This window comes from Niallia sp. M35 (assembly GCF_050971705.1).
Lineage (GTDB): Bacteria > Bacillota > Bacilli > Bacillales > Cytobacillaceae > Niallia > Niallia circulans_A.
The window spans coordinates 105,506-131,887 of record NZ_JBPCEP010000011.1 but is presented as its reverse complement, the minus strand read 5'-3'; the positions used below and the strand labels follow the sequence as shown (position 1 = coordinate 131,887).

At 32.0% G+C, this 26,382-nt stretch carries 20 protein-coding genes and 1 riboswitch; of the genes, 16 read left to right on the top strand and 4 right to left on the bottom strand.

Annotated elements, in window-relative coordinates:
• Nucleotides 1-3: 3 nt before the first annotated feature.
• From NiCM35_RS16635 to NiCM35_RS16585, 11 genes are all read left to right on the top strand, one after another.
• Nucleotides 4-1,263 carry a polysaccharide pyruvyl transferase family protein gene (locus NiCM35_RS16635; RefSeq protein ID WP_433780174.1) on the top strand — a complete coding sequence of 420 codons (1,260 nt, stop codon included), beginning with the start codon at nucleotides 4-6 and terminating at the stop codon, nucleotides 1,261-1,263.
• Nucleotides 1,264-1,287: 24 nt separating this feature from the next.
• The gene (locus NiCM35_RS16630; RefSeq protein ID WP_433780172.1) at nucleotides 1,288-2,400 is read left to right on the top strand and encodes a glycosyltransferase; all 1,113 of its coding nucleotides are present in this window, start codon (nucleotides 1,288-1,290) and stop codon (nucleotides 2,398-2,400) included.
• A gap of 74 nt (nucleotides 2,401-2,474) precedes the next feature.
• Nucleotides 2,475-3,662: a glycosyltransferase gene (locus tag NiCM35_RS16625; RefSeq protein WP_433780171.1), complete on the top strand. Its 1,188-nt coding sequence runs from the start codon at nucleotides 2,475-2,477 to the stop codon at nucleotides 3,660-3,662.
• A 22-nt stretch (nucleotides 3,663-3,684) separates the two neighbouring features.
• On the top strand, nucleotides 3,685-4,611 hold the full coding sequence (locus NiCM35_RS16620; protein ID WP_433780170.1) for a glycosyltransferase family 2 protein: 927 nt from the start codon (nucleotides 3,685-3,687) through the stop codon (nucleotides 4,609-4,611).
• 39 nt (nucleotides 4,612-4,650) lie between these two features.
• On the top strand, nucleotides 4,651-6,126 hold the full coding sequence (locus NiCM35_RS16615; RefSeq protein ID WP_433780168.1) for an O-antigen ligase family protein: 1,476 nt from the start codon (nucleotides 4,651-4,653) through the stop codon (nucleotides 6,124-6,126).
• Between the two features lie 41 nt (nucleotides 6,127-6,167).
• Complete coding sequence (locus NiCM35_RS16610) at nucleotides 6,168-7,205, top strand: glycosyltransferase (RefSeq protein ID WP_433780167.1); 1,038 nt, start codon at nucleotides 6,168-6,170, stop codon at nucleotides 7,203-7,205.
• Between the two features lie 95 nt (nucleotides 7,206-7,300).
• Complete coding sequence (locus NiCM35_RS16605; RefSeq protein ID WP_433780165.1) at nucleotides 7,301-8,416, top strand: polysaccharide pyruvyl transferase family protein; 1,116 nt, start codon at nucleotides 7,301-7,303, stop codon at nucleotides 8,414-8,416.
• 159 nt (nucleotides 8,417-8,575) lie between these two features.
• The gene (locus NiCM35_RS16600; protein WP_433780163.1) at nucleotides 8,576-10,003 is read left to right on the top strand and encodes an oligosaccharide flippase family protein; all 1,428 of its coding nucleotides are present in this window, start codon (nucleotides 8,576-8,578) and stop codon (nucleotides 10,001-10,003) included.
• A gap of 76 nt (nucleotides 10,004-10,079) precedes the next feature.
• Nucleotides 10,080-11,456: a sugar phosphate nucleotidyltransferase gene (locus NiCM35_RS16595; protein ID WP_433780162.1), complete on the top strand. Its 1,377-nt coding sequence runs from the start codon at nucleotides 10,080-10,082 to the stop codon at nucleotides 11,454-11,456.
• A gap of 160 nt (nucleotides 11,457-11,616) precedes the next feature.
• The gene (locus NiCM35_RS16590) at nucleotides 11,617-12,783 is read left to right on the top strand and encodes a nucleotide sugar dehydrogenase (protein WP_433780160.1); all 1,167 of its coding nucleotides are present in this window, start codon (nucleotides 11,617-11,619) and stop codon (nucleotides 12,781-12,783) included.
• Nucleotides 12,784-13,372: 589 nt separating this feature from the next.
• Complete coding sequence (locus tag NiCM35_RS16585) at nucleotides 13,373-15,289, top strand: heparinase II/III domain-containing protein (RefSeq protein ID WP_433780158.1); 1,917 nt, start codon at nucleotides 13,373-13,375, stop codon at nucleotides 15,287-15,289.
• 468 nt (nucleotides 15,290-15,757) lie between these two features.
• On the opposite strand, the gene NiCM35_RS16580 is transcribed toward NiCM35_RS16585, so the two are convergent.
• The 3 genes from NiCM35_RS16580 to NiCM35_RS16570 form a co-directional block, all read right to left on the bottom strand.
• Nucleotides 15,758-16,291: a phosphoribosyltransferase family protein gene (locus tag NiCM35_RS16580; RefSeq protein WP_328282984.1), complete on the bottom strand. Its 534-nt coding sequence runs from the start codon at nucleotides 16,289-16,291 to the stop codon at nucleotides 15,758-15,760.
• Nucleotides 16,292-16,309: 18 nt separating this feature from the next.
• Nucleotides 16,310-17,383, bottom strand: coding sequence for an NCS2 family permease (locus NiCM35_RS16575; protein WP_433780157.1), 1,074 nt, complete (start codon nucleotides 17,381-17,383; stop codon nucleotides 16,310-16,312).
• Between the two features lie 73 nt (nucleotides 17,384-17,456).
• Nucleotides 17,457-17,558, bottom strand: a riboswitch (purine riboswitch).
• Between the two features lie 190 nt (nucleotides 17,559-17,748).
• The gene (locus NiCM35_RS16570) at nucleotides 17,749-19,167 is read right to left on the bottom strand and encodes a PTS transporter subunit IIC (RefSeq protein WP_433780155.1); all 1,419 of its coding nucleotides are present in this window, start codon (nucleotides 19,165-19,167) and stop codon (nucleotides 17,749-17,751) included.
• Between the two features lie 293 nt (nucleotides 19,168-19,460).
• On the opposite strand from NiCM35_RS16570, the gene NiCM35_RS16565 reads away from it, so the two are divergent.
• The 5 genes from NiCM35_RS16565 (at nucleotide 19,461) to NiCM35_RS16545 (ending at nucleotide 24,873) form a co-directional block, all read left to right on the top strand.
• Nucleotides 19,461-20,477 (top strand): LacI family DNA-binding transcriptional regulator, encoded by a 1,017-nt coding sequence (locus NiCM35_RS16565; RefSeq protein ID WP_095332715.1) that lies wholly within the window; start codon nucleotides 19,461-19,463, stop codon nucleotides 20,475-20,477.
• Nucleotides 20,470-21,129: a ribulose-phosphate 3-epimerase gene (rpe, locus tag NiCM35_RS16560; protein ID WP_433780153.1), complete on the top strand. Its 660-nt coding sequence runs from the start codon at nucleotides 20,470-20,472 to the stop codon at nucleotides 21,127-21,129. Before NiCM35_RS16565 ends, rpe begins: the two co-directional genes overlap by 8 nt.
• A 22-nt stretch (nucleotides 21,130-21,151) precedes the next feature.
• On the top strand, nucleotides 21,152-22,066 hold the full coding sequence (rbsK, locus tag NiCM35_RS16555) for a ribokinase (protein WP_123260385.1): 915 nt from the start codon (nucleotides 21,152-21,154) through the stop codon (nucleotides 22,064-22,066).
• A 327-nt stretch (nucleotides 22,067-22,393) separates the two neighbouring features.
• The gene (locus NiCM35_RS16550) at nucleotides 22,394-24,037 is read left to right on the top strand and encodes a PTS transporter subunit IIBC (protein WP_047941949.1); all 1,644 of its coding nucleotides are present in this window, start codon (nucleotides 22,394-22,396) and stop codon (nucleotides 24,035-24,037) included.
• Entirely contained in the window at nucleotides 24,034-24,873 is an 840-nt protein-coding gene (locus NiCM35_RS16545) for an endonuclease/exonuclease/phosphatase family protein (protein WP_341123336.1), read from the top strand. The genes NiCM35_RS16550 and NiCM35_RS16545 overlap by 4 nt, the downstream gene beginning before the upstream one ends.
• A gap of 135 nt (nucleotides 24,874-25,008) precedes the next feature.
• On the opposite strand, the gene guaD is transcribed toward NiCM35_RS16545, so the two are convergent.
• Nucleotides 25,009-26,376, bottom strand: coding sequence for a guanine deaminase (guaD, locus tag NiCM35_RS16540; protein WP_095332723.1), 1,368 nt, complete (start codon nucleotides 26,374-26,376; stop codon nucleotides 25,009-25,011).
• Nucleotides 26,377-26,382 lie beyond the last annotated feature (6 nt).

Here is a 26,382-nt window from a genome sequence, read left to right as displayed (position 1 = left end):
AGAATGAAAAAAATCACAGTTATGAATGCTTACACCTGGTTTAATAAAGGTGATGCAGGAATATTACTAGGAACACTTAATGAGATTAATAGGGTTTTTAGTAAGGAAAATATAGAAATTAATATATTATCATTTACTCCAGAAGTAGATAATAGTCATTATGGAAAAGTTGAAAATGTAAAAAGAGTGTATAGTAATATTTTAAATCCATATCCTTTTAATAAAACAAAAAAAGGGAAATTTATAGCTATAACTAAATTAGCATATAATGCGATTTTGAATACTATTCTATTTTTTATATTTAGAGGATTAGCTTTTAAGAAAATGAAGCAATTAAGTATTTTAAAAGAATCAGATATTATTATCGTATGCGGTGGAGGATTTTTAGGGGGTAAAAAATTTAATAGTTTAATGCATTTATACCAAATTTTTATAGCTACTTTTTTAGAGAGACCTGTAGTAATTTGGGGAACATCGATTGAACCACCTAGTAATAGTGTTTTAAAAAAAATTACAGAAAGAATTCTAAAAAGAACAACTCATATATTACCAAGAGAAGAAGTAACCTACAATTATGTGCAAACGTTTATGAATAAAGATCAGTTTAGCTTTACACCTGATTTAGCTTTTATGGTTCCTAAGGAAAATTCTGAGGAAGTAGAATATATATGGGATAATTTAATACCCAGAAATAAAAAAATTATTGGATTAACGGTTAGAGATTGGCATTTTCCAAGAAGTGAAGATAAAGAGAAGGCATTGGAAAATTATAAAAAAACTATTGTGGAAACAATAACAACTATTTCACAAGAATTAAACTCAGTATTTGTATTCATACCACAAGTTATTTTTCAAGGCGATGATGATCGTATTATTGCTAAAGAAATAAAAAGCAAATTAGAGAAGCAAGAGTCGTTAATAATATTGGAAAATGATATTTCACCGAATGAAATTAAAGAACTAATTAGTAGATTTGATATGTTCTTAGGCACACGTATGCATTCAAATATATTCGCTTTAGGGGCAGAAGTACCTACGGTTGCTATTGCATACGAACATAAAACTAATGGAATAATGGGAGTTCTAGAGTTAGATGATTATGTAATTGATATTGAGGATGTTACCCCGGAGAAATTAAATAATTTAGTTAATAAATGTTATAAACAAAATAAAGAATTGAGAAATAAAATAGCAATCAAAATTCCTGAAGTTCAAAATAGAATAAAAGAGAAATCTGCCTTTATAAGAACTATAGCGAATTAAAATATAATTATCTGGAGATTAAAAATGAAAATTTGTATGATTACTGAATGTTTTGCTGGTGGGGTATTAACGTATTTGCGGAATATATGTAATTATATGGATGAAAATGGGCAAGAAGTAATTATAATATACTCTCGCAAGAAAGAAACCCCTGAAAACTTAAAAGGCCTATTTAATAAGAACGTTAAATTAATAGAAATTCCGTTCAATAGAAAGTCTCCTATAGCATATATAAACCTGTATAAAAGTTATAAAGAACTGCTAGAGAAAATTAACCCTGAAGTAGTTCATTTTCATTCGAGTTTTTCAGGGTATATTGGAAGGATTCTCTTGAAGTTAAATAAAAATTTTATAAAAAAGAGTTATTATACGCCCCATGGTTATGCATTTTTAAAGTTAAATAGTAATAAAGCTTTTAGAAAATTTTTCTTCTATATGGAAAAGTTTGTTACTTTAATTAACCCTAGAACAATAATTGTACCAATTTCTGATTCGGAAGAAAATGCTGCAAAAAAGATCACAAAAGAAAAAAATATAAAAAAGGTACTTACAGGGATTGATACAAATCAACTGGATAGTATTATTAGTGATTTGAATAGGTATAACAATAAAGCTATTCATATAGTTTCAACTGGAAGATTAAGTGATCAAAAAAATCCTTTGATGTTTATTGAAATAGCGAAAAAATGTAAAAGTCTTAATCTGAATGTTAAATTTACATGGATTGGTGGTGGAGAACTAGAAGGAGTAGTTAGAGAAAAAATTAAAGAGTATGGTTTAATGGATTATGTTAATATTACAGGATGGTTGGAACATCAAGAGGCTATTAAATATATGTATCAATATGGTGATATATATTTACAAACATCTTTATGGGAAGGTCTACCATTAACAGTGCTTGAGGCAATGTATTTAAAGCTATGTGTATTTGTAAATAACGCCCCTGGGAATGTTGACCCAATAGAAAATAATATTAATGGTTGTATACTAAACGAAGTAAATGAATTTGTATATAAGATAAGTGAAATTATCAAGGATGAAAATATGCTAAATGAATTTGGAGAAAAAGCAAACGAAACAACAAAGTTAAAATTTGATATTTTGTTAAATACACAGAAATTATTAGATGTATATTAATATAACATTTTACAACTTATGAATAGTTAATTGAACAGTTGTATGGAGATATGCATTTATAAAAGGAGTAAAGTATGAAAGTTGTTTTTGCTCATGATAGTAGGTTTATAAAAAATAGTGATGGAAAAATATACTCTTCTGGCAGTCTTGGTAATAAAGTATGGAATAGATACTTAAATGTTTTTGATGAAATAGCCGTCGTGTCGAGAATGGAAAATATTGAGAATAGTAATTTGGAGATTAAAAACTTAAATTTATCAAGCAATGAAAAAGTAAGTTTTTATCCAATACCTAATATAAGCAGTCCAAAAGGATTAATTTTTAATAAAAAATTGGCTGAAAAATTAATAACAAAACAAATAGAAAAAGCAGATGGATTAATAGCAAGATTACCTAGTGAAATAGGTAATCTTGCTATTAAAGTAGCAAAAAAAATAAAAAAACCATATTTAGTAGAGGTTGTTGCATGCCCTTGGGATAATTTGTGGAATTATGGTAATATTCAAGGGAAAGTTTATGCCCCTTATGCAACATATCAAATGAAAAAGAATGTGATAGATGCTCCCTTTTCATTATATGTTACAAAGGAGAATCTCCAAAAAAAGTATCCTAATAATGGACGAAATATTGGGTGCTCTGATGTAGAAATTTCGATGATAGAAAAATCAGTGATTGAAAAGCGAGTTAAGAATATAAAAAATGGAAGAAATATAATGAAAATTGGTTTGATAGGGACTCTTAATAATAAGATCAAAGGTATTGATGTTGCCATTAAGGCGATAGACGAAGTGGTGAAATATACCGATGTGGAGTTTCATATTTTAGGTGGTGGAGATAATTCACAATGGGTTAATTATGCAAAAAAGTTTAATTTGGAATCAAAAGTATTTTTTGATGGTAAACTTCCATCTGGAGATCCGATTAATAACTGGCTAGATGATATTGATATCTACATACAACCAAGCTATCAGGAAGGACTTCCACGAGCACTGATAGAGGCTATGAGCAGAGGTTGTCCTTGTCTAGCTTCTAATGTTGGAGGGATACCGGAATTATTAGATGAGAGATATCTCCATAATCCTGGTGACTATAATAAGTTAAGTAAACAAATTTTAAAATTGTGTAATGATAAGGATGCAATGGAATTATGCTCTAAACAAAGTTTTACAACTTCTAAAGAGTATTATAGTGATAATTTAAATAAAAAAAGAAACGATTTTTATCAAGAATTTTTTGAATTTATTAGTATGAAGGCAAAATAGCTTAGGGTAAGGGGGGAAATAGATGAATAGTGAGGGTAAGGAAAAAAAAATTAGTATAGTTATTCCGACGTTTAATAGATCAGACTTATTGGTTAAGGCGATTAAGAGTGTACAGGCACAGGGGTATGAGAATATAGAAATAGTGGTAGTTGACGATTGTTCTACTGATGATACAAGAAAAGTAGTTGAAAAGTTAAATGATAAGAGGATTAAATATATAAAGCATAAAGAAAATATGGGAGGCGCTGTTGCTAGGAATACGGGAATTCAAAATTCTTCAGGAGAATATATTGCTTTTTTGGATTCGGATGATACCTGGTTAAGTAATAAGCTTAAAAAACAAATAGAGGTATTTAGTGAAAATCCAGAAGTTGGTTTGGTTTACACTGGGTTTCAATTAAGGGACATGGATAATAATTTAATTAAAGATAAAGTCCCAAAATGCAAAGGTTGGCTTCTTCCATCTCTTTTAAAGTCTAATTGTGTTGGCACTACATCTACCATAATGGTTAAAAGAAGTGCTATTCAAAATGTAAATGGTTTTGATCCCAATCTACCAAGCTGTCAAGATTGGGATTTGTACATTAGATTATCTCAGCATATAAAATTTGATTATGTTGAAGAATCATTAGTTGTTTTTTTTCAACATAAGGGAAACCGAATTACCACAAATAATAAGTCAGCTTTAAATGGTTATATTACTATTTATAAAAACTATGTAGACTTGGCAATTAGAGAAAACGTTTATCATGAATTTTCACTAAATATTTCAAAGATTATCTTAAGTTTAGGTATAAAAATGGAGAACAAGGATAATATTAAATTCTCAAGAAATATAATTAAACAAGAAATTAAAATTAATGGGTTTTCAATTGCAAGTTTGTATGTTTTGTGTATGACTTATATAAATGTAAAACTATTGTTTCTAGCATATAACTGGCTTAAATGAAAAAAATAAATAATAACAATATTATTATGAGGAGTTATTATGAGTTTATACTCAATAAAAAAAATAAATAGAATAATACTGGTTTTATTAATAAGTATAATTATTGCTTGTTTTTCTACGTTTAGCTGGCTCATTTTTAATGATAACGTTAAGTCATGGGGTTTAATATTATTTATAATATTTTTAATTGGTTACATTATTTTTTGTTTGGTTTTAGATAGCTTTGCAGTTTTTCTAGTTGTAAGTATAATGTCTCTTATGATTGGAACCAAAATTCATGTTAATCCTATAAATGACTACTTTAGTGGAGTGGGAGCAAGTAGTTTATTTATTAGTGTAGTTCATATAGTATTTTTTTTGGGATTAATTTCGTTTGTTATTAAGGCATTAAAGAATGAAAAGATAATAAATGATTTAACCAACTTTAATAGCAAATTTTATTTAGTATTTATTTTTATAATATATTCATTTTTAATCGCTTTAACAGCAAATTTTAAAGATGCTAGTTTTGCACAATTTAGTCATTATTTGTCATTGTTTGGAGTATATTCACTTTGGATAATAATGTTTAGGAATTTTAGTAAGAAAAAATTATTATCAATTATTATATATAGTTTAAGTACAGTAGTAATAATTGAGTTTATATTATTAGCATTACAATTAATAGAAGGAAGCCCGCTTGGTTTGTCTTTACTAGGCGAAGGAAGAATAGGCCAAAGGATAGGAGTTCCATTTGCTTCAGTGACAGGTACATTTGGGCATCCAGGCCCTTTATCAATGTTTTTTTTGGCTGTATCTCTTATATTCTTTCCGTTTGTATTGCAAAAAAAATATAAGATTCTTTTATTTTCTTTTATTTTAGCCTGTTTAGGAATAGTATTTACATTTTCAAGAACTAGTATAATTATTTTTTGTTTGCTAATAATGGTAGAATTATTTTTTCTACAGAAATTTGCAGGAAAAAAAATCCTTTCAAAGTCTAAAATAATTATTTTAATAATAGTGTTCTTCCTTGGAATCTCTGTTATGAGTCCATTTATTATTTCTCGATTTGATAGTTTGCAAAATTCTAATGATGATCAATTTGGAAATAGATACTATCATAATTTATTTGCCTTTGAATATATCAAAGAAAGACCAATGTTAGGATATGGGTTAAACAATTGGATTTATTCAGTTTCAAAAGAAAACTTTATTGCTAGTGAATATAATGATCCCTTCTTTTTCAAAAATCCAGTTCATAACATTTATTTACTAGTGTGGTTTGAAGGTGGGATAGTATATCTTCTCATTTTTTTAAGTTTGTTCTTAGTTCATATTAAATTTTTATTTAGAAGGTTCAAACAAAATTCAGATCCATTTATTTTAGGAATAGGCATAAGCATAGTTTCATTTATGTTATATGGTTTTTTAGGAAAAGCGTTGCATTCTTATAGTCAATTACTGTATTTGTTATTCTTTCTTTTTGCTGTAATTAATCATTTTCAGACAATAAATGATAAAAATGACCGTTGATGTAAATTAGTAAATTATGAAGGACAGGTGTGAAATAATCAATGAGAGTATGGATGTATCCAAAAAAAAACTTAACTAATAAGTATAATGAATTATTTTCAGAATCATTAGAGGCAAATAATATAGAGGTTAAGAATTTCATTTGGAAATTTAGCGTTAATGGTTTTAGAAATATTTTTTTGATGAAGAAGGGGGATATATTCCATTTTCATTGGCTTCATACACTTTATAATAATAGTAATCTAATAATTTTTTTCTTCAAGATATGTTACTCTTATTTATTTATTTGTTTGTTGAAATTAAAAGGTGTAAAAATTGTTTGGACTATGCATAATTTATATCCGCATGAATATATAAATAAGACCATTGAAAATAGATTTAGAAAATGGGTAGTTAAAAATTGTAATTTAATATTTGCTTTAGGAGATTCATATAAACATGAGATAATTAGTAACTTTGAAGTTCCTGAAGAAAAAATAAAAATTATTAAACACGGTCATTATAAAGATAAGTATGGAAAGGGGAAAGAGAATCTAAAGAAAAAGTATGGTATAAGAAAAGATGAATGTCTTTTTTTATTTATTGGACAAATTAGACCATATAAGGGTATTGAAAATTTAATTGACTCATTTTCACATAAATCAATTCAAAATTCGAAGCTCATTATAGCTGGAAATCCTACCAATGAAATGAAAGGAAAATTGGAGAAAATAGATAAGGAAAACATACTTAAGATTTTAAAATTTATACCTGATGAGGAAATGGTTGATTTAATTAATTCTTGTGACTTCGTTATTTTACCATATCAAAATGTTACAATGTCGGGAACTGCAATTTTGGCACTGACATATAATAAGCCAATAATTATATCTAGCAGCCCTTTAATAAGGGAATATTTAGATGAATCAGTCGCAATATTTTATGATAATGAAAATCCCGAAAACTTATATCAAGCAATTAATCAAGCAGAAATAAGTAAAAGTAAATTTAAGTATGAGAATTTTGAAAAGCTAAAAGGGAAACTAGATTGGAATAATATAGCAAAAAAAGCTATAAAGTCATATAAAGAGATTAAATAAAGAATTAATATATAATTATGTAATTGTTAGTAAGTAAATAACTACAGAATGAATATAGTAAGAGATGATAAAAGGAGATATCTAGGAGGTAAATGATGGGAGTAGCACTTTGGGGGTATTATGGCTTTAATTATGGAGACGATATAATGATGGAGACAATTCTAAATCATTTACTTAATCGCAATATTACCGTTGAGTTAGTAGATCATCTAAATAGTGGATTGGAGGAGAAATATGGGGATAGATCAGAAAAACTTAAAGTTATCCCTTATTATAAATATACTAGATTGCAGAAGTTCAAGGCTTTAAAAAAACTATCGAAAGAGTCAATAAATATATGGGGTGGGGGGACTGTATTTACTGATGTGGATGGAATAGGCAATCATCGGATTTTTTCCATAATAAAACTATTAGGTGGAAGAATTGGTTATATAGGGATTGGAATTGGACAACTTACAATTAAAGATAGAATTAGAAAAACTAAACATCTCCTTAAGGTTAGTGATTTTACTGTATTTAGAGATGAAAATTCTCTAAAAAAGGCAAATGAATTAGTTAAGAGAGCAGACTATTTATTAGCAGAAGATATGGCTTATTTGTACTTTTCAAAGTTAGATTATACTAACTTAACTTTTAATAAAGAGAAGGAGAAGTATGTATTAGTAACATGGAGAAATTTGAAAAATTACATGGGAAAAGAAAAAGAAAATGAACTAATGAATATCATAGTGGAAGGTATAAAAAATTTAAAGAAATATGGTATGGAACAAGTAATATTAGCAGCATTGGATACAAGACATGATAATGAAAGTTGTGAAATATTACAAAGGAAACTTAATGAAGAAAATATAAAAGTTTTTATTGAACAAGACTCAAGTATAAATAATATCACAGCCTTAATAAAAAATTGTGCATTTCATTTTTCAGGGAGGCTACATGGAAGTGTTGCTTCTGAACTGATGAATATACCAACGATTAGTTTATCATACAGTCCAAAGATGGCATATTTTTATGAATCAATTAATTCAATAAATTATTTTGATGTTTATGATGAAACATTTAATTTAATTCAATTAAATAAATTAATAGATAAAAATAAAAATAATGAAGAAAATAAATCTCATAAAATGGGAGAAGTATTTAACCAAAAATTTCAAGAGGCCACTTTAAATTTAAACTATCTTGATGAATACTTAGATAAAATTAAATAAAGAAAATAAACTACTCTAAATTTAATAGTTCATAAATTAAATCTCCAAGACTTAGATCTAAAGCGGTGCGTGGAGTATTTAAAATTATTATTAAAATGATTATGTAGTAAGTGGTCCCCATTCACCTGTATATGCAGATAGACGTACAAGGAGAACTATATGACAAAAAATAATCTATTTAAAAATACTCTAATCTATGGTATAGCAACATTTACATCCAAATTAATTAACTTTTTATTATTACCAATTATAACATTTTATGTAGCAGCAAGTGAATTTGGACGCTTTGATTATTATAATTCTTTTGTAGCTGTTTTAGTACCATTGATTTCACTTCAGATTTCAGATGCAGCATTTAGATTTTTATTAGAAGAAAATGATTTGAAAAGTAAAAAAGAAATTGTTACTAATTCAATTTTTGGAGTAACGCTAAACATCTTGCTTGCTTATATTTTTTGTTTTTTAACACTATATATAATAGATGGCTTCAATAAAGAGGTATTTCTATGGATAATTCTGGTGACAGCAAATATTATATTTGTACATTTACAAAATCTTTCACGCGGATTTTCTCAAAATAAAGAATTTGCTTTGTCAGGTGTAATTAATTCGATATCTTTGGGCTTACTAAATATATTGTTTCTAATTATATTTAAAATGGAGTACATAGGACTGGTAACTTCGAATATAGTAGCATTAGTTATTAGTATTATATATTTATATTTAAAATGTGAAATTAATAAATATCTATCAATAAAATTATTTAATTTTAACATATATAAAAAAATGTTATTATATTCCATCCCATTAATCCCTAATTTTATATCATGGTGGATAATTAACTTATCTGATAGAATACTAATTAATTTTTACCTTGGAACTGAAGCAAATGGAGTTTATGCCGTTGCATATAGATTTACTAATATGTTAATGTTTGCGATAACTGTATTTAATAAAGCGTGGCAAGAATCAGCAATACTTACCTTTAACAAAAAAGATACCAATACGTATTATACATCAATATTTAATAAGTATTATGTTTTTTTGTTTTCTTCTGTATTGATATTAATCCCTTTTTTTGGGATGTTATTCAATTTTATTGATAAATCTTATGCAAAATCGTTATACCTAATTCCTATTTTACTTTATGCTGTAGTATTTTCTGCTTTTTCTTCTTTTTTTGGTACTGCATTTCAAAGTAGTAAAAATACCAGAGAAGCGGTTTCTAGTTCCATACTTGCAGGTATCCTGAATATAATCTTTAATATAATATTAATACCTTATATAGGATTAATAGGAGCTAGCATAAGTACATTAATATCCTTTATTTTTATGTGTATATATAGAATTCTTCAAACTCAAAAATACTTTACTATTAGTTATAACTACTTAAAAATTGTAATGATATTTATAATTAGTATAGTATTAAATGTAATATTTTATAATGCTGAAAATAATATATTTGTATATTTATTTATGCTTATATTTGGAGTAATCACTTTTGTACTTTTTAATAAGTCATTTTTAAATGGTGTGATAGGTAATCTAATGCGGAAAAATAAAAAAATATATAAAAGTAGAAATTAAAAGAAAACAAAATAGAATTCATAAAAATTTTTAAGTATGTAGATGAATTTTATTTATAAGGGATGGAGGAATGGTTTTGAAGCTAGTTTTATTATCTGGTGGTTCTGGTAAGAGATTATGGCCGTTATCAAATGAGGGACGTTCAAAACAATTTTTAAAACTTTTAGAAGATGAAAATTATAAAAAGGTATCAATGGTTCAGAAAGTTTATAATCAATTAAAATCAGTAGGTCTAGAAAAGTCGTCAATTATTGCAACCAGTGCATCCCAAGTTGATATGATAAGAAATCAACTTGGAAGTAGAGTGCCAATTGTTGTGGAACCTGAGAGGCGAGATACATTTCCTGCAATAGCATTGGCTTCTTCCTACCTTTACACAGAAGGAGCTGTAGGACTAAATGACATAGTAGCTGTTTTACCGGTAGACCCTTTTGTTGATGATGCCTTTTTCTATAAAGTAGAACAACTAAAATCAGTAATAGAGGAAACTGATGCTGAGTTGGCATTAATTGGTGTAAAGCCAACCTTCCCTTCAACTAAATATGGTTATATAGTTCCAAAGTCTGGAGAACGAAACGATAGTTATTTGAAAGTAGACCATTTTAAAGAGAAACCTTCAGAAAAACAGGCTAGAGACTTAATTGAAAAAGGAGCACTTTGGAATTGCGGTGTATTCGCATTTAAATTATCCTTTATTCTTGATAAAGTTGAAGAAATGAACCTACCGACTAATTATAATGATTTAAAGTTACATTACAATCAATTTAATAAAAATAGCTTCGACTACGAGGTAGTAGAGAAGGCTAAAAAGATTGTAACTTTACCGTACGATGGGGACTGGAAGGATTTAGGTACTTGGAATACTTTAACTGAAGAAATGTCTAATAACAAAATGGGCATTGGTACAATTAGTGAGGATAGTGAAAATGTTCATATGATTAATGAGCTAGAAATCCCGGTTGTTGTTTTAGGAGGGAAAGATTTAATAGTTGCAGCCTCTCCAGACGGTATTCTTGTCAGTGATAAAGAGAGTAGCCCAAAGCTTAAAGATTTAATAGTTGACTTTGATCAAAGACCAATGTATGAAGAAAGAGTATGGGGATGGTATAAAGTTCTGGATTTTACCAAATATAAAGAAAATAAAGAAGTGCTAACTAAGAAAATTTGTATATTTGCAGGCAAAAATCTTAGTTATCATTATCATGAAAATCGTACAGAGGTATGGAATATTTTAAAAGGTAAGGGTGAAATTGTACTTAATAATGAGATTAGAATGGTTAGTGCTGGAGATGTGATAGAAATTTCTCCTTACGTTTTTCACTCAATAAAAGCAGTTGACGATTTGGAAATTATAGAAGTTCAAAGAGGATTAAACATTGTAGAGGAAGATATTAAAAATCCTTTATCATCTTGGGGAAAAATAATGAAAAAAATTAAAATCGATGTACATTGATGTAATGTTCAGAAATTTATTTCTAAATAAAGAACATCTTATATAATTTTTATTAATAATAATCTTGCTAAAACTATTTAAAAATTAATGAGTCGAATAGAAGCTATTATTAATAGAATTTTTCACTATTATATAATCAATAAGGGGGAAGCTAAATCAAATGAAGATTACTGTAGCAGGAACAGGATATGTTGGTCTTTCAAATGCTATTCTATTAGCTCAACATAATGAAGTGATTGCACTTGACATTATTCAAGAAAAAGTAGATATGATTAATAGTAAAAAGTCACCAATTATTGATAATGAAATTGAGGAATACTTAGCTAAGAAGGATTTAAATTTAGTAGCAACAACTGATAATTATGCAGCATTTAAAGAGGCCGAATATGTAATCATATCAACACCTACTAATTACGATCCAGAAAAAAACTATTTTAATACAAGAACAGTAGAAGCGGTAATTGCAAATGTTCTATCTATTAATCCAGAAGCGATAATGGTGATTAAATCAACCGTTCCAGTAGGGTACACTGAGAAGATTAAAGAAAAGTTTGAAACAGATAATATTATCTTCTCACCTGAATTTTTAAGAGAAGGTAAAGCGTTATATGACAATTTATATCCATCCCGCATTGTATTGGGAGAACAATCAGAAAGAGCAAAAGTATTTGCTGATCTGTTAGTCCAAGGTGCTAGTAAAGAGAACATAGATGTTTTATTCACAAATTCAACAGAAGCAGAAGCTATTAAACTATTTGCTAATACATATTTAGCGATGAGAGTAGCATTCTTTAACGAACTTGATTCTTATGCTGAAGTAAGAGGATTAGATGCAAAACAAATTATTGATGGAGTAGGTTTAGATCCAAGAATCGGAACCCATTATAATAACCCTTCCTTTGGTTATGGGGGTTACTGTCTACCAAAAGATACAAAGCAGCTACTAGCTAACTATGCAGATGTTCCTAATAATATTATGACAGCAATTGTTGATGCCAATAGAACAAGAAAAGATCATATTGCAGAAATGATTATCAAAAAGAATCCAAAAGTTGTTGGTATTTATCGCTTAACAATGAAAATGGATTCAGACAACTTTAGACAATCAGCTATACAAGGTGTCATGAAACGTATTAAAGCAAAAGGTATTGAAGTTGTTGTTTATGAACCAGCATTGCATGAAGAGACTTTCTACAATTCTAGAGTGATTAATGACTTTAATCAATTTAAAGAAATCACTGATGTAATTGTTGCTAATAGATTATCTAGTGATTTAGCTGATGTAGAAGAGAAAGTTTACACTAGAGATTTATTTAGTAGAGATTGATTATAATAACAAATGCATATTTCTTTAAATGAAACATTTTTGAAATAATTATTTATTAGAATGTAGTAGAAACTTTTTAATTATACTATAGAATATAGATTTTTAGGCATCATAAAATAATTAACAATTATTGATTGTGAATTTTGGAATAAATGACATAAAATCCCTAATTCATCACAGGTTTTCATTTATAAATGTATTCATTTCAATAATTAAAAATACACTAATTATACTATTTAATTTTACCTTCAAGATTCCAAAGTTGCTATTATTTTTTTTGAAATTATTTTTATGAAATATATTTTAGTATATAAAAGGTATAATCGTGCATTTCCTTGATTTAACAAGTAATTTTGCTATTATGGTTAAAGTCTTTAATAACGGAGCACTTGTTTAACAATTCTCAAAAATAGACTATCGAATATTAAAAAATTTCCGGTTTTCCCTTTATTACCTCTTCTAATAATAACTTTTTGTTAATCTTAATAATACTTATGAAAGCTATACAAAAAGTATTTTTCTGCTTTCTTGGACTTTTAGGAATAGTATATCTATCCCTTATTCCACCACAATTTAAGGAGGATGTGAAATGAAAGAAAAAAAGGGATGGATTTTCAAAATATTTTGTATAGGTTTATCACTCTTTTTTCTAAACTTTATTAATACTGAAAAACAAAGAGAGGAAAAAAAGGAAATTTTTGGAATGCAGGAACCTACTGCACAAGAGATAATAAATAAATTAAAAAGTTCTTCTCCGAATAAACAGCATCCCCGTCTTATGGCAAATAATGAAGATTTTGAACGTATAAAAGAAAATCTAGATACTGATCATTATTTAAAACTATGGTATCAGGAACTTACAGAAGATGCGACTATATTACTTAATAAACCTGTAATGGCTTATAAAAAAAAAGATGGTATTCGGCTTCAGCCTATTAGTAAGAATATTTTAGAGAGAACTATTACTCTTTCTTTAATGTATAAGTTAAGTGAAGAATCCAAGTATGCAGAACGAGCTTGGAGAGAATTGGCAGCTGTTTCCAATAAGCAGGTATTTATAGATTGGAATCCATCACATTTCTTGGATACTGCTTCTATAACTGCAGCAGTAGCCATTGGATATGATTGGCTTTATGATTATCTTACTCCTAATCAAAAACATATTCTACGTGCTGCAATAATTAATAATGCATTTACTCCAGCTCAAATGGTTTTTAATAATGAAGTTAATCAAGAAAAAATATCTACCTTTTGGAAAGATGATAGTAATAATTGGAATACTGTTTGTAACAGTGGACTTATACTGGCAGCATTATCTATAGGAGATGAATCTCCCAAACTTGAAAAAATATCAGGTGAAGTATTATTTAATAGTTTAAATTCAATTAAAAATTCTATGAATAATTATTCTTTAGGGAGTGGAGGAAAGGAAGGCCCAAGTTATTGGCACTATGCAACAATGTACTTAGTGTACTTCCTTTCTTCTATGGATGCTGCTCTTGGGACTGATTATGGTTATTCGGAGTTTAAGGGACTTACTGAAACGGGATACTATCCTATTTTTATATCTGGTAAAACAGCTGTTTTTAATGTAGGAGACTCCGGTGAATATAACTTTAGTAATATACCGCAACTATTATGGTTTTCTAATAAATATAATAAACCTGAGCTTGCCACTTTTGCGTTAGATAAGTATAGTCCAATGAATATTCTTTGGTATAGAAAAGGAAATAAGAATACTGTTGATGACCTTCCTTTAGATAAATATTTTAAAGAAGAGCAAACTGGTATAGTAACTATGCGTTCTTCTTGGGTAGATCCTGATGGTTATTTTGTAGGAATACATTTTGGGGATAATAAAGCTAAACATAGTGATTTAGATATAGGTACTTTTGTATTAGATGTTTTAGGAGAAAGATGGGCTATTGATCTAGGTCCTGATGATTATAATTTACCAGGGTATTTTGAATTAAATACTAATCGATGGCATTATTATCGGAAACGCGCTGAAGGGCAAAACACGTTAGTTATTAATCCAAGTAATAAACCAGATCAAAAACTGGATGCTAAAGGTGAAATTGTAGATTTTAATTCTACAAATAAAACTAGTACTTTAACAATAAATATGACTAACGCATATAATAATGCAAAAAAAATAGAAAGAACCTTATCTTTTCTTAATAATCGTAGTTCAATAAACTTAGAAGATAATATTAAAATGAACAGAAAATCTGAAATATATTGGTTTATGCATACCAGAGCAAGTATTAGATTAAGTTCAAATAAAAAAAATGCTATATTAGTACAAAATGGTAAAATACTATACATGAAAATTACCTTACCTTCGCAAGCCGAATTTTCAGTAATGGAGGCAAAGTCATTGTCAACATCTCCTCTTGTAGAAAAACAAAATGAAAATGATAAGATAAAAAAATTAACTATACACTTAAAAAATGTAAAAGAGACTAAAATTTCTGTTCAGTTTTCAGTTGTACCTATATTTTAAAATTCCAAATTGTTTATGAAGATATATCTTAATAATAATAGGCAAAAGAAAAGTGGAGGGCCTTGAATAATGAAAATTCATATATCCTGCACATTCTTTAATCTTTAGGTACAAATTTAAAAGGAATTGTCACATAATATCGAGTTATTCTGTTTTACTGGTGAGAAGTAATTTGGTAGAGGTTATAAAAGAGTATAGTTTGAAATAACAGAAAAACCAGCTTTTTTTTGGGGGAATATCTTTCTTTACCGCCCTTGTATAAATTGATGGCTATGGATTCTAAACGTGTATTTCATCAGTCGTTAATGTTTATTTTGAGGGGAGTATTGTAGCGGTTTCGGCATTGTTTTTTTTAAATAAAATAATAAAGAGTCATTAGAACTTGAACAACGTTTGTTCCCATGGCTCTTTTTTATTACACGATCTTTTTTAATCCCTCACAAAAATCATCCTCTGTATCCCAACCTATTAAAACACAGGCAACTTCTCTAAATAAACGATATCATCTCTTTCGGCAGCATCTCCTTCAGCAAGAATGGCAGCTTTGGAAACAATGATTCCTCCTGCTTTGGTAACCAGTTCCTCGAGTACTCGTATCGACTCTCCGGTGCTAATGACATCATCAATTATGGCAATGCGTTTTCCTTTAATCTTGGCGGCGTCTTTTCCATCTAAACAGAGTAATTGTTCTTTTTGTGTGGTAATGGACACGACTTGATTAATTAGTGGTTCGTCCATGTAGGGTTTTACACTTTTTCGAGCAACGATATATTCTGGCATGTTTAGTTGTTTCGATAATTCATGGACGAGGGGAATTCCTTTTGCCTCGGCTGTTACTAAATAATCGATGTCTTTCAATTGCTCTGCTAAGAGGGAAGCGGCTGCAACGACGATTTCTGTATCGCCTAAAATAACAAAGCTTGCAATCTTTAAATCATTTGAAATAGGGATAATCGGTAACTCTCTTTTTACTCCGGCAACAGTAAGTGAATAAGTCTCCATCATAAATTCTCCTTTTTCTTAAACTCCAAAGAGTCCTAGTAAAAATTCCATCACAACGCCAGCTAATAATCCTAAAAATGGATCGGCAATGGCTGTTACGATGATAGTAATGGCTCCAACAATAGGGGAACTAGCTTCTGTACCAGTTAGTGCAGCTGTTGCATTGCCTGGTAATGTCACAATCGCCCCTAAGACGAAAAGGAAACCGGCAATGGATGAACTAGGTACATATTTTCCAATCTTCGGCAAAAGTTTGAAGAACAGGATCGCTGCCATGATGGCCATTGTTAGAACTCCTGCCCATACTGCATGGGGAGCAGAGGCAGTAGCGGAAATAATGATTTCCACAGGTCCTCCACCAAATAGAGAAGAGACCATATCTGCTAAACTACTAATAATCGTTAGCGTGTCAATATTTACATTTGCTCCGGCGATTTCTCCATTGATTTTTCCAAAGGCAATATTAGCACCAATATTCAAACAAACAAGAGCGAGTGCCCCGCGAATAACAGAAGGGTTGAGAATAAACTTTTGGAGCTTAAATTTATCTTCTGTTAGCATATTTGTTACAGTGGCAGATTCTTTTTTAGTGAAATGATAGACAATGCTAGAAAGCAGCACAGAAACAGTGATGGTATATACTAAGTCTTTTGAAATAATATAGGTTAATAAGGCACTAGCGAATGAAGTGACCCCAATCAATCGATCGTTTTTTGCCATATCCCAGGCAACCTTTGCAAGCATAAAACCAACACCAGCCATCATCCCATTTGTAATAACAGGACCAATCCAGGCAACGATTTGTTCCATCAATCCAAAAACACCTATAATAACTAATAAAAAGGCACCAAAAAAGATGGAAGAGAGCCGTTCGCACATATTTTTCCCCATTGTTCCTGCAACTGTTATGGTTTCCGCCTGAAAGGAAATAACGGCAACATTGCTTGTTAAGCTATTCCCAGCAGCACCTACAAGAAAGGCAAGTGCGGTTGGCACGGACGCAAAGCCAAAAGATAGAGCCAGTAACCCTTGGGGCAATCCATTTAATACAACACTTAATGCTGCTAGTATGTCTTTTAGTATATCTTCCATTTTCCTTCTCCTTTACTATTTCCCGCAATGTCCTATAGAAAAAAACCGTTCAGCAAAGTAGAACGGTTTCTAGAAAAAGAAATTTTCCGTCCATAGTAGAGTGATTTAAGGCCACTCTGTAGAGACTCCCAGACCATATTACCGGGATTATACGGGTTATTTTACGTACAATATTAACATTGTAACTTAAAAAGTTCGTATTTTAAATAAAAATTTTGAAAAAATAGAAGATAAGGACTTCTTTTAGCAGTAGAATTTGCAGAAGGATAGAATAAAGTAGTTTTGGCGATTTTTTTCTTACACTCCGTGAAAATAAAAATAGAATGTTAACCTTAAAACTTTATGGTTAACATCCTACTTTCTAGTTATGACACTTTCTTATCTGTACTTTGTTTCAATTCCATTTTCTTATTTTCTTTTCTCATTTGTTTAAAGTACCAGCCGAATAACAGGATATAAGCGATAAGCGCTAGCACGGAGAATCCTATTAATTTGATATCCCAAGTATCGACAGCTTTCCCAAATAGAATAGCTAGCATTTTTTCAATTGGATCAGAGTCCACGGAAGAGAACAGGGCGTCAGCATCCAGTCCATTAGGGAAATTCCCCATAGCTTTAGAGGTTTCCGTCACGAATTTAGCAATAAAAGTTGCTCCCCATAAGAATAAAGGAATTAAAATGGTTCCAATAATGGTCATGCGTACAACTCTTCCCTTTGTCACGATTAGAAGGGCTGGGGCTAATACAGTAAGCAGAATTCCTCCTAATGGAAGGACTGTATTGCCGGGAAGAAAGATAGCGACTAGCAGCAAGATTGGTGCTAAAATATTCGCTACTGCCCATAGTTCTGCGCGTGTCGCTAAGATTGGCCAGTCGATTCCTATCAATAATTTCCGGCCTTTAAAACGCTTACTCATTTTCGATGTAATACCTTCGGATAAAGGACCAATAGCTGGGCCGAACCAGCTGCCAACTAATGCAAATAGTTCAAGGGCAACAGCACCAGTAAAGGCTAAGGTGAAAATTTCTGCGACTGACAATTGTCCAAGAATACCGATGAATATCCCTAAGTAGGCACCAATTGCGAAATTACTGCCCCAGAAACCAATTTTTTTATTTAATGCTTCTGCATTAAAGTCAAATTTATCAATAAATGGTAAGCATATATCAATAAACTTGTTTAACACCATAACAAGTGGTGCGATTAGTAAGGATGGATGAGCGGTTGTTGTAATGTTGTTTTGGTCATAGCCTAAAAGCTCATTGATTGTAGGCTTCATTACATCTGCATTGATAAGCATTAATGCGTAAATAAAAGCTACGAATAATGTTGTTAAAATTAGATTATCATTAGAATAATACATAGTAAGAAGACCAATGACAGAGAGATTCCAAATATTAAATAAATCTACGTTTAAGGTTGTTGTTTTCTTAGCAATCAACATGAATACGTTTACTAAAAGGCATATAAAAGCGAAATAGAGTGTGTAAACAGATCCCCATGTGATCACAGCGAGTGGAGCCCATCCTAAATCCGTAACAGATAAGGCAACTCCCGTAGATTCTACAAAACTATTTAGCGCTGGTGAAAAAGCAGTAGTAAGCAAAGAAATAATTGCTCCCATACCTGTTAAGGCAATGGCCATTCTTAGGCCGCCTTCAATTGCTTTCGAGATAGAAACGCCAACGATTAAAGAAAGAATCGTAATGATGATAAACATCATGGCAGATCCTCCTAAATTAATAAAGCCATTAAAAGCATCATTTAATTTCTCAAGAAACATTTGGCTTACCTTCCTTTTATGAAATTTACGTAATCGGTTCCGTAAACGGTTACTCAAAATATAACAGAATTTTTTTAAAGGTACAACTATTAATTTAAATTAGTTTTTTCAAGTAAAATCATTTTTGGAAGAATAATAGGGAAAGGTAAGTAACCGGTTTCGTTTATAGGAGAGCCTTTTCGCTGGATTGATAAAAAGCGGTAAGTTTTTAAAATATATAATTTCAGTTGACATTATTTTTTTTGAATGATTAAATGAAAATAAGTAATCGGTTACGTAAATGAGGGATTAAGATGATAACAATCAAAGATGTTGCGAAAGAAGCAGGTGTTTCTGTTGCTACTGTATCAAGAGTTCTTAATAATAAAGGTGGCGCGAAGCCTGAAACAATTACGCATGTAGAAAATGTCATAAAGAAATTAAATTATAAACCAAATAAAATAGCCAAAAGTCTTTCGGAAGGAAGCTCCAATTTAATTGCGCTTCTTGTACCAACATTGAATAATCCCTTTTTTCCTGAGTTGGTTAGGGAAATTGAAAAGGTTGCAAATGAAAACGGTTATAATGTGTATTTATGTAATAGTGATGATGATCGCATGAAAGTGGAATATTATCTAGAATCCATGATTGACCACTATGTTAGTGGAGCCATTATAAATTCCCTTCATGTAGATGCAAGTGACTTAGCAGAATTAGAAAAACGCGGAATCAGAACAATTACAATTGACCGTGCAAATTTTGAACATCCATACTCTGCCATAACTGTTGATCACACTTTAGGTGCACAGCTGGCTGTTACTCATCTTATTCGAGATGAAAAATGTAATAATATTGTGTTTATCTCCGGACCTAAAAATGAGAAAAGTGCGATTGATCGTTTAACTGGATTCACGCTTGCTTTAAACGAGGCGAGGCATCCTGTTAAAACGCATATATGTTATGGGGATTTTGGAACCGCAAGTGGATATGAAAATACAAAGGCTCTCATTGAAAAGGGCCGTTCATTTGATAGCATTTTTTGTGCAAATGATGCAATGGCTATTGGCGCCATGCGTGCATGCCATGAGTTTGGCATTAAAGTACCAAGTGAAGTGAAGATTGTAGGCTATGATAATATTAGTCTTGCTTCCTATATGTATCCAACTCTTTCCTCTGTAGATCAGTGTAAAGAGGATATTGGCAGATTAGCGGTCAATGAATTAATCCAATTAATAAAAAATCCGAAGAATAAGCAGAAGCAATATCAATTGGAGCCAAAGTTAGTTATAAGAAATTCGTCAACAATTAATGGAGGAAGTATTAATGAATAAAATCGGACCATCTTTGATGTGTGCAGACTTAGGAAATTTAGAACAAAATATAAAAGAGTTAGATAAAGCTGGTGTTGATTTTTATCATATTGACATTATGGATGGGAAATTTGTTCCCAATTTCACATTAGGACCAGACTTTGTGAAAACGGTTCGCAGACTTACAACAACACCATTAGATATTCATTTAATGGTAGAAGAGCCGGAAAGACATATCGACTTATTTGCAGAGTGTGGAGCAGACATGATTTCTGTACATCAAGAATCAACCAATGCTCTACATAGTGTATTAATGAAAATTAAAGAGAAAGGAATAAAAGCAGGAGTAGCGATAAATCCGGGAACTTCGCTTGAATTCCTTGATCAAGTATATGACTTAATCGATTATGTCGTAGTGATGACTGTAAATCCAGGATTTGCCGGCCAAAAATTTATTCCTTCTATGTATGAAAAGATCGCGAAAATAAATGGGAAGATAAAGCAGTATAATCGGGAAATTGAGATCCAAGTAGACGGCAATATTGGAGAGAGTACCATTCCAACATGCCAAGAAAATGGTGCGTCGATGTATGTATTAGGAACAAGTGCTGTATTTAATAGTAATCATTCATTGGAAGAAAATGTTCGATTAACAAGAGAAATATTTAATTAAAACCAACTGGAGGAAGGCTAAAATGAATTATGATATCGTAGTTGTCGGCAGTATTAATATGGATATAATTGTAGAAGCACCGAAGTATCCAGCATATGGGGATACGATGTTTTGTGATTCGATTAAGATGCTGCCAGGGGGAAAGGGAGCAAACCAAGCTGTCTCTGTAGCGAAGCTTGGTAAAAAAACTTGTTTAGTTGGATCCGTTGGAAAAGATAGTGCAGGAAATCAATTGATTGAGAATTTACAGGCCAAAAATGTGGATACTAGTTATATTGTGAAAAGTGAAGAATCAGGCACTGGTACTTTTGTTGCGATTGTTGACAGTTCAGGTGAAAACACAATGGTTGGAACAAAGGGAGCAAATGATTCTCTATCAAAAGAAGATATCGAGAAGATATTTGCCCAAATAGATGCGAAAATTCTGCTCGTCCAATTGGAAACTAGCAAGGAATCTATCATCGCTGCGATGCAGGCTGCTAAAGAACGTGGAATGTATGTAATCCTAGATCCAGCACCTGCAGATGGAATCTTTGAGGAAGCCTTTCAATATGCTGACTTAGTAACACCAAACAAACAAGAAACAAAACGCATCACTGGAATTGATGTAATAAATAAAGAAACAGCACTAGAAGCAGCGAAAAAACTAAATGAAAAAGGCATTCCTGATGTCATTGTCAAAATGGGCGAACATGGAAGCTTAGTATACAAAAATGGAGAAGCAACAGTAGTAGATGCTATTAAAGTGAAAGCAGTGGATACAGTAGGAGCAGGCGACTGCTTTGCAGGTGCTCTTGCTAGTGCCTATTTAGATACGAATGATTTAGTAAAAGCGGCTAATTTCGCAAGCGTTGCAGCAGGAATAAAAGTATCGCGGAGCGGCGGCCAAGAAGCAATCCCAACTTTGAATGAAGTGGAAGGGTATTTGGTGAAGTAAGGATTTGGTTATATTAAAAAACTTGATAAAATCCTCATCCATAGTGGTGGGGATTTTTTAGTATGGTGTCAGGCACCACAAAAAGACAACCGGTCTTTTTTGTCCATAGGAGATAGACAGTTAGGTTAACAGAAGCAATTTATTTATCATTCTTTTTAAAAGCAGGATTTTTTCTGAAGGTGATTCCGCTTAATGCAATCGTTTGCGTTGTTTTTGCAATCGATTACTAAAATTATGAATATTTTTCTTGTAAAATGGTAGATATATTACTATAATCATAGATATGATTTAATGCAAACGTTTTAATTGGAAATAGGAGGGAACACAATGAAAAAGATGTTGTCATTTGAATTTTGGCAAAAATTCGGGAAAGCATTGATGGTAGTGGTAGCTGTTATGCCGGCAGCTGGAATTATGATTAGTTTAGGTAAGCTGATTGCCATGATCGATGCTTCTGTTTTTATCACAATTGGAAGCGTTGTAGAGAATATTGGTTGGGGGATTATTGGGAATTTACATATTTTATTTGCTTTAGCAATTGGTGGTTCGTGGGCAAAGGAAAAAGCAGGCGGGGCCTTTGCTGCGGGGATTGCCTTCTTATTAATTAATAGAATTACAGGCTCTATCTTTGGGGTCACAAATGAAATGCTATCTGAAGATGGCGCATTTACGCATACTTTATTTGGAACGAAGATTTTAGTAGAAGGATATTTTACAAGTGTATTGGAAGCGCCTGCACTTAATATGGGTGTTTTCGTGGGGATTATCTCCGGCTTTATCGGAGCAATTGTCTATAATAAATATTACAATTTCAGAAAGCTGCCAGATGCACTGGCCTTCTTTAATGGAAAACGATTTGTACCGTTTGTGGTTATCCTTTGGTCTGTTATCGTTTCCTTGATCCTTGCGGTGATTTGGCCAACGATTCAAACAGGAATTAACCATTTTGGACTGTGGATTGCGACTTCAAGTGAAAGCGCTCCAATCCTAGCGCCTTTTATCTATGGTACAGCTGAACGTCTACTTATTCCATTTGGTCTACACCATATGTTAACGATTCCAATTAACTATACCTCACTAGGTGGAACATATACGATCATGTCTGGTGTGATGGCTGGTAAGGAAGTATTTGGACAAGATCCACTTTGGCTAGCATGGGCAAGTGATTTAGTGAATCTACAAAATGCGGGTGATACTGCGGCATATAATCAACTGCTATCTTCTGTTACTCCAGCCCGTTTTAAAGTAGGGCAGATGATTGGTGCGACAGCAATTTTGATGGGTGTCGCTGTTGCAATCTACCGAAATGTAGATATGGATAAAAAGAAAAAATATAAATCAATGATTTTTTCCGCAGCCATCGCTGTCTTTTTAACAGGGGTTACAGAGCCTTTAGAATTTATGTTTATGTTTGCTGCTCCAGTACTTTACGTTGTGTATGCTATCTTACAAGGATTAGCTTTTGCTTCTGCGGATATTGTTCATTTACGTCTCCATTCCTTTGGAAACTTAGAATTGATCACACGTTTGCCGATTGCTTTTAAAGCAGGCTTGGGAGGCGACGTCCTAAACTTTGTAATTGTATGTATTGTCTTCTTTATAGTGAGCTATTTTATTGCGAATTTCATGATTAAGAAATTTAATTTTTCAACACCAGGTCGTAATGGTAACTATGAAAGTGATGCAGATTCTAACACCACAGAAGCTGGAAACGCTGGTCCTACTAACAGCCAAGTCTTAGAAATTGTCGACTTATTAGGCGGAAAAGCTAATATTACCGATGTAGATGCCTGTATGACAAGGCTGCGTGTCTCCGTAAAAGAGCTAGATAAAGTGGGCGATGAATCGTCATGGAAAGCAGCTGGCGCAATGGGCTTAATTAAGAAGGATGGCGGTGTTCAAGCTATCTATGGTCCAAAGGCTGACATTCTGAAATCGGATATTAATGACTATTTGGAGCAAAGTGAATGAAATTATTAACTTTAAATACCCATAGCTGGATAGAAGAAAGACCTTTAGAAAAACTGAAAGCGATCAAGGAGCAATTGCTGGCTGATTCCTATGATGTTATTTCCTTACAGGAAGTAAATCAATCGATGGATGCAGAGGAAGCGGAGGTGGATTCTTTTTTCATTGCCCCCAATCAAGATACAGTGATTAAAAAAGATAACTTTGCGTTTCTTCTCCAGCAGGAGCTGAAGAAAGAAGGACTCGAATTTTATTGGAGCTGGGTTCCTAGTCATATAGGTTACGACCAATATGATGAAGGAATCGCCATTCTTACTCGATTTAAAGTAACAAATGCAAGAGGGATATTGCTGTCCTGCAAAGATGATTATACAGACTATCATACAAGAAAAGCCCTGGAAGTTCGTTTTCAAGCAAATAAAAAAAACTATTTAGTGTACGGATTGCACCTCTCTTGGTGGCAGGATGAAACCGGAAGCTATCCTTTCTTATATGAATGGAGCAAGCTTGTCGAAGCATGGGAAGTGGAAGCACGGGCAGGTGGATCTATCTTGTTGATGGGCGATTTTAATAACCCTGCCCATATCGAAGAGGAAGGGTATAGTGTTGTTTCCAAGCACCCTTATATAAAGGACGCTTTTCTAGATGCCACGGTCAAAAATGGCAGCCATACTGTGGAGAAGAGAATTGATGGCTGGGAGAATAATAGTGATCTTCTGCGGATTGATTATATCTTTGTTTCTTCTAATCTCTCTGTTTATTCATATGAAACGGTTTTTGATGGAAGAACAACGCCGGTTGTATCTGATCATTTTGGGGTGAAGGTAGAGATAGGGTGACAGGCACCATAAAAAGACACTGTTTCTCTACAAAGGACACTTCGTATTAGCTTTTTTATTTAGTAGAAGCACCCTAATCAAACGTTTGATTAGGGTGCTTTATGCTATCTGATTGATTGTAGACTAATAGAATTCTCAAGAACGGGAGTGAACTTTCTCTCCTTGAACCCAAACTTCCGAGATATTATCTGGGCGTACGAGATAGAGGATCTTTTGGAAAATATCATCTAAATCTTCTGCTTCAGAGAAAATCGGTAATTTTGCAGTTGGTGCTTTTGTATCGATGATTTGTACATCCCATGTGTAGTTTTCTTGTAAACGTCCGATTGGCAGACTTAAGCTTTCACCACCGCCGGCAGTTGCTAAATAAAAGGCTTCATGAATAGAAATTCGGGAATCTGGAACGCCTCTTTCCTCTGCGGGAAGAGTTGGATTTACGCCATCTTCTAGCATTCTCGAGGAAACAACGGCCTGCTTCGCATTATCATAAAGACTTGGAGTGGCACCAGCGGAAATATCTGTACCTAGTCCGATATCAATTCCCATTGATTGAAATCGTTTTATGGGCAGTACGCTATTGGCGAAGTAAGCATTCGATAGCGGACAATGGCTGATGGCTGTGCCAGTTTCCGCAAATAACGCGGCATCGTTGTCATCTAAGAAGTTACAATGAGCCATAACCGATTTGTTGCCTAATAATCCAAAATCATGGAGAGCAAACGCATCATGCTTACCTAAGCGTTCTTTTACATAACCATGGGCCCAGTCACTTTCACTGCAATGGGACTGAATATGGGTATCATATTTCGCCGCCAACTTCCCAAGACCCTTAAGGGCTTCATCAGAGCAGCTTGGAATAAAGCGAGGTGTAACAACAGGATAAACACCTTGTTTCGTCTCTTTAGCTAACTCTTTCACAGCTAAAATAAATGACTCTGTATCAGCTAGAGCTGTTTTTGTATCAGCATCTCGGTAATAGGATGGATTTTGTTCTGGATCATCCATGACGACCTTACCTACTAAACCTCGTTGACCCTTTTCTGCACAGATTTTTGCTAATAACAAACTCGCCTCTTTGTGGACAGTTGCGAAATAAAGAACGGTTGTTGTTCCATTTGCGAGCAAGGTGCTTACTAAGTCTTCATATACTGTTGTGGCAAAGGATAAATCTGCATACTTCGCTTCTAATGGAAATGTATAGGTATGCAGCCAATCGTATAGTGGAATATCTAAAGCTGTACCCGACTGTGCCCATTGTGGTGCATGAACATGCAAGTCTACAAAACCAGGCAAGAAATATTGCCCCTCTGCTAAACGGTGGAAGTTAGCTTGGCCCTCATAAGTCTCCAACAAGGTGGAATATTCGGACTGTTCCGGTCCGACCATTTTTTTTATCATTCCATTGGTATCGATAAAGAATAAATAGTCTTTCAATATAGTTACTTTTTTGGGAGACTCACTAGAAAAAGCAGTTCCTTGAAAAATATGCGTATAATTGCTCATAAACAC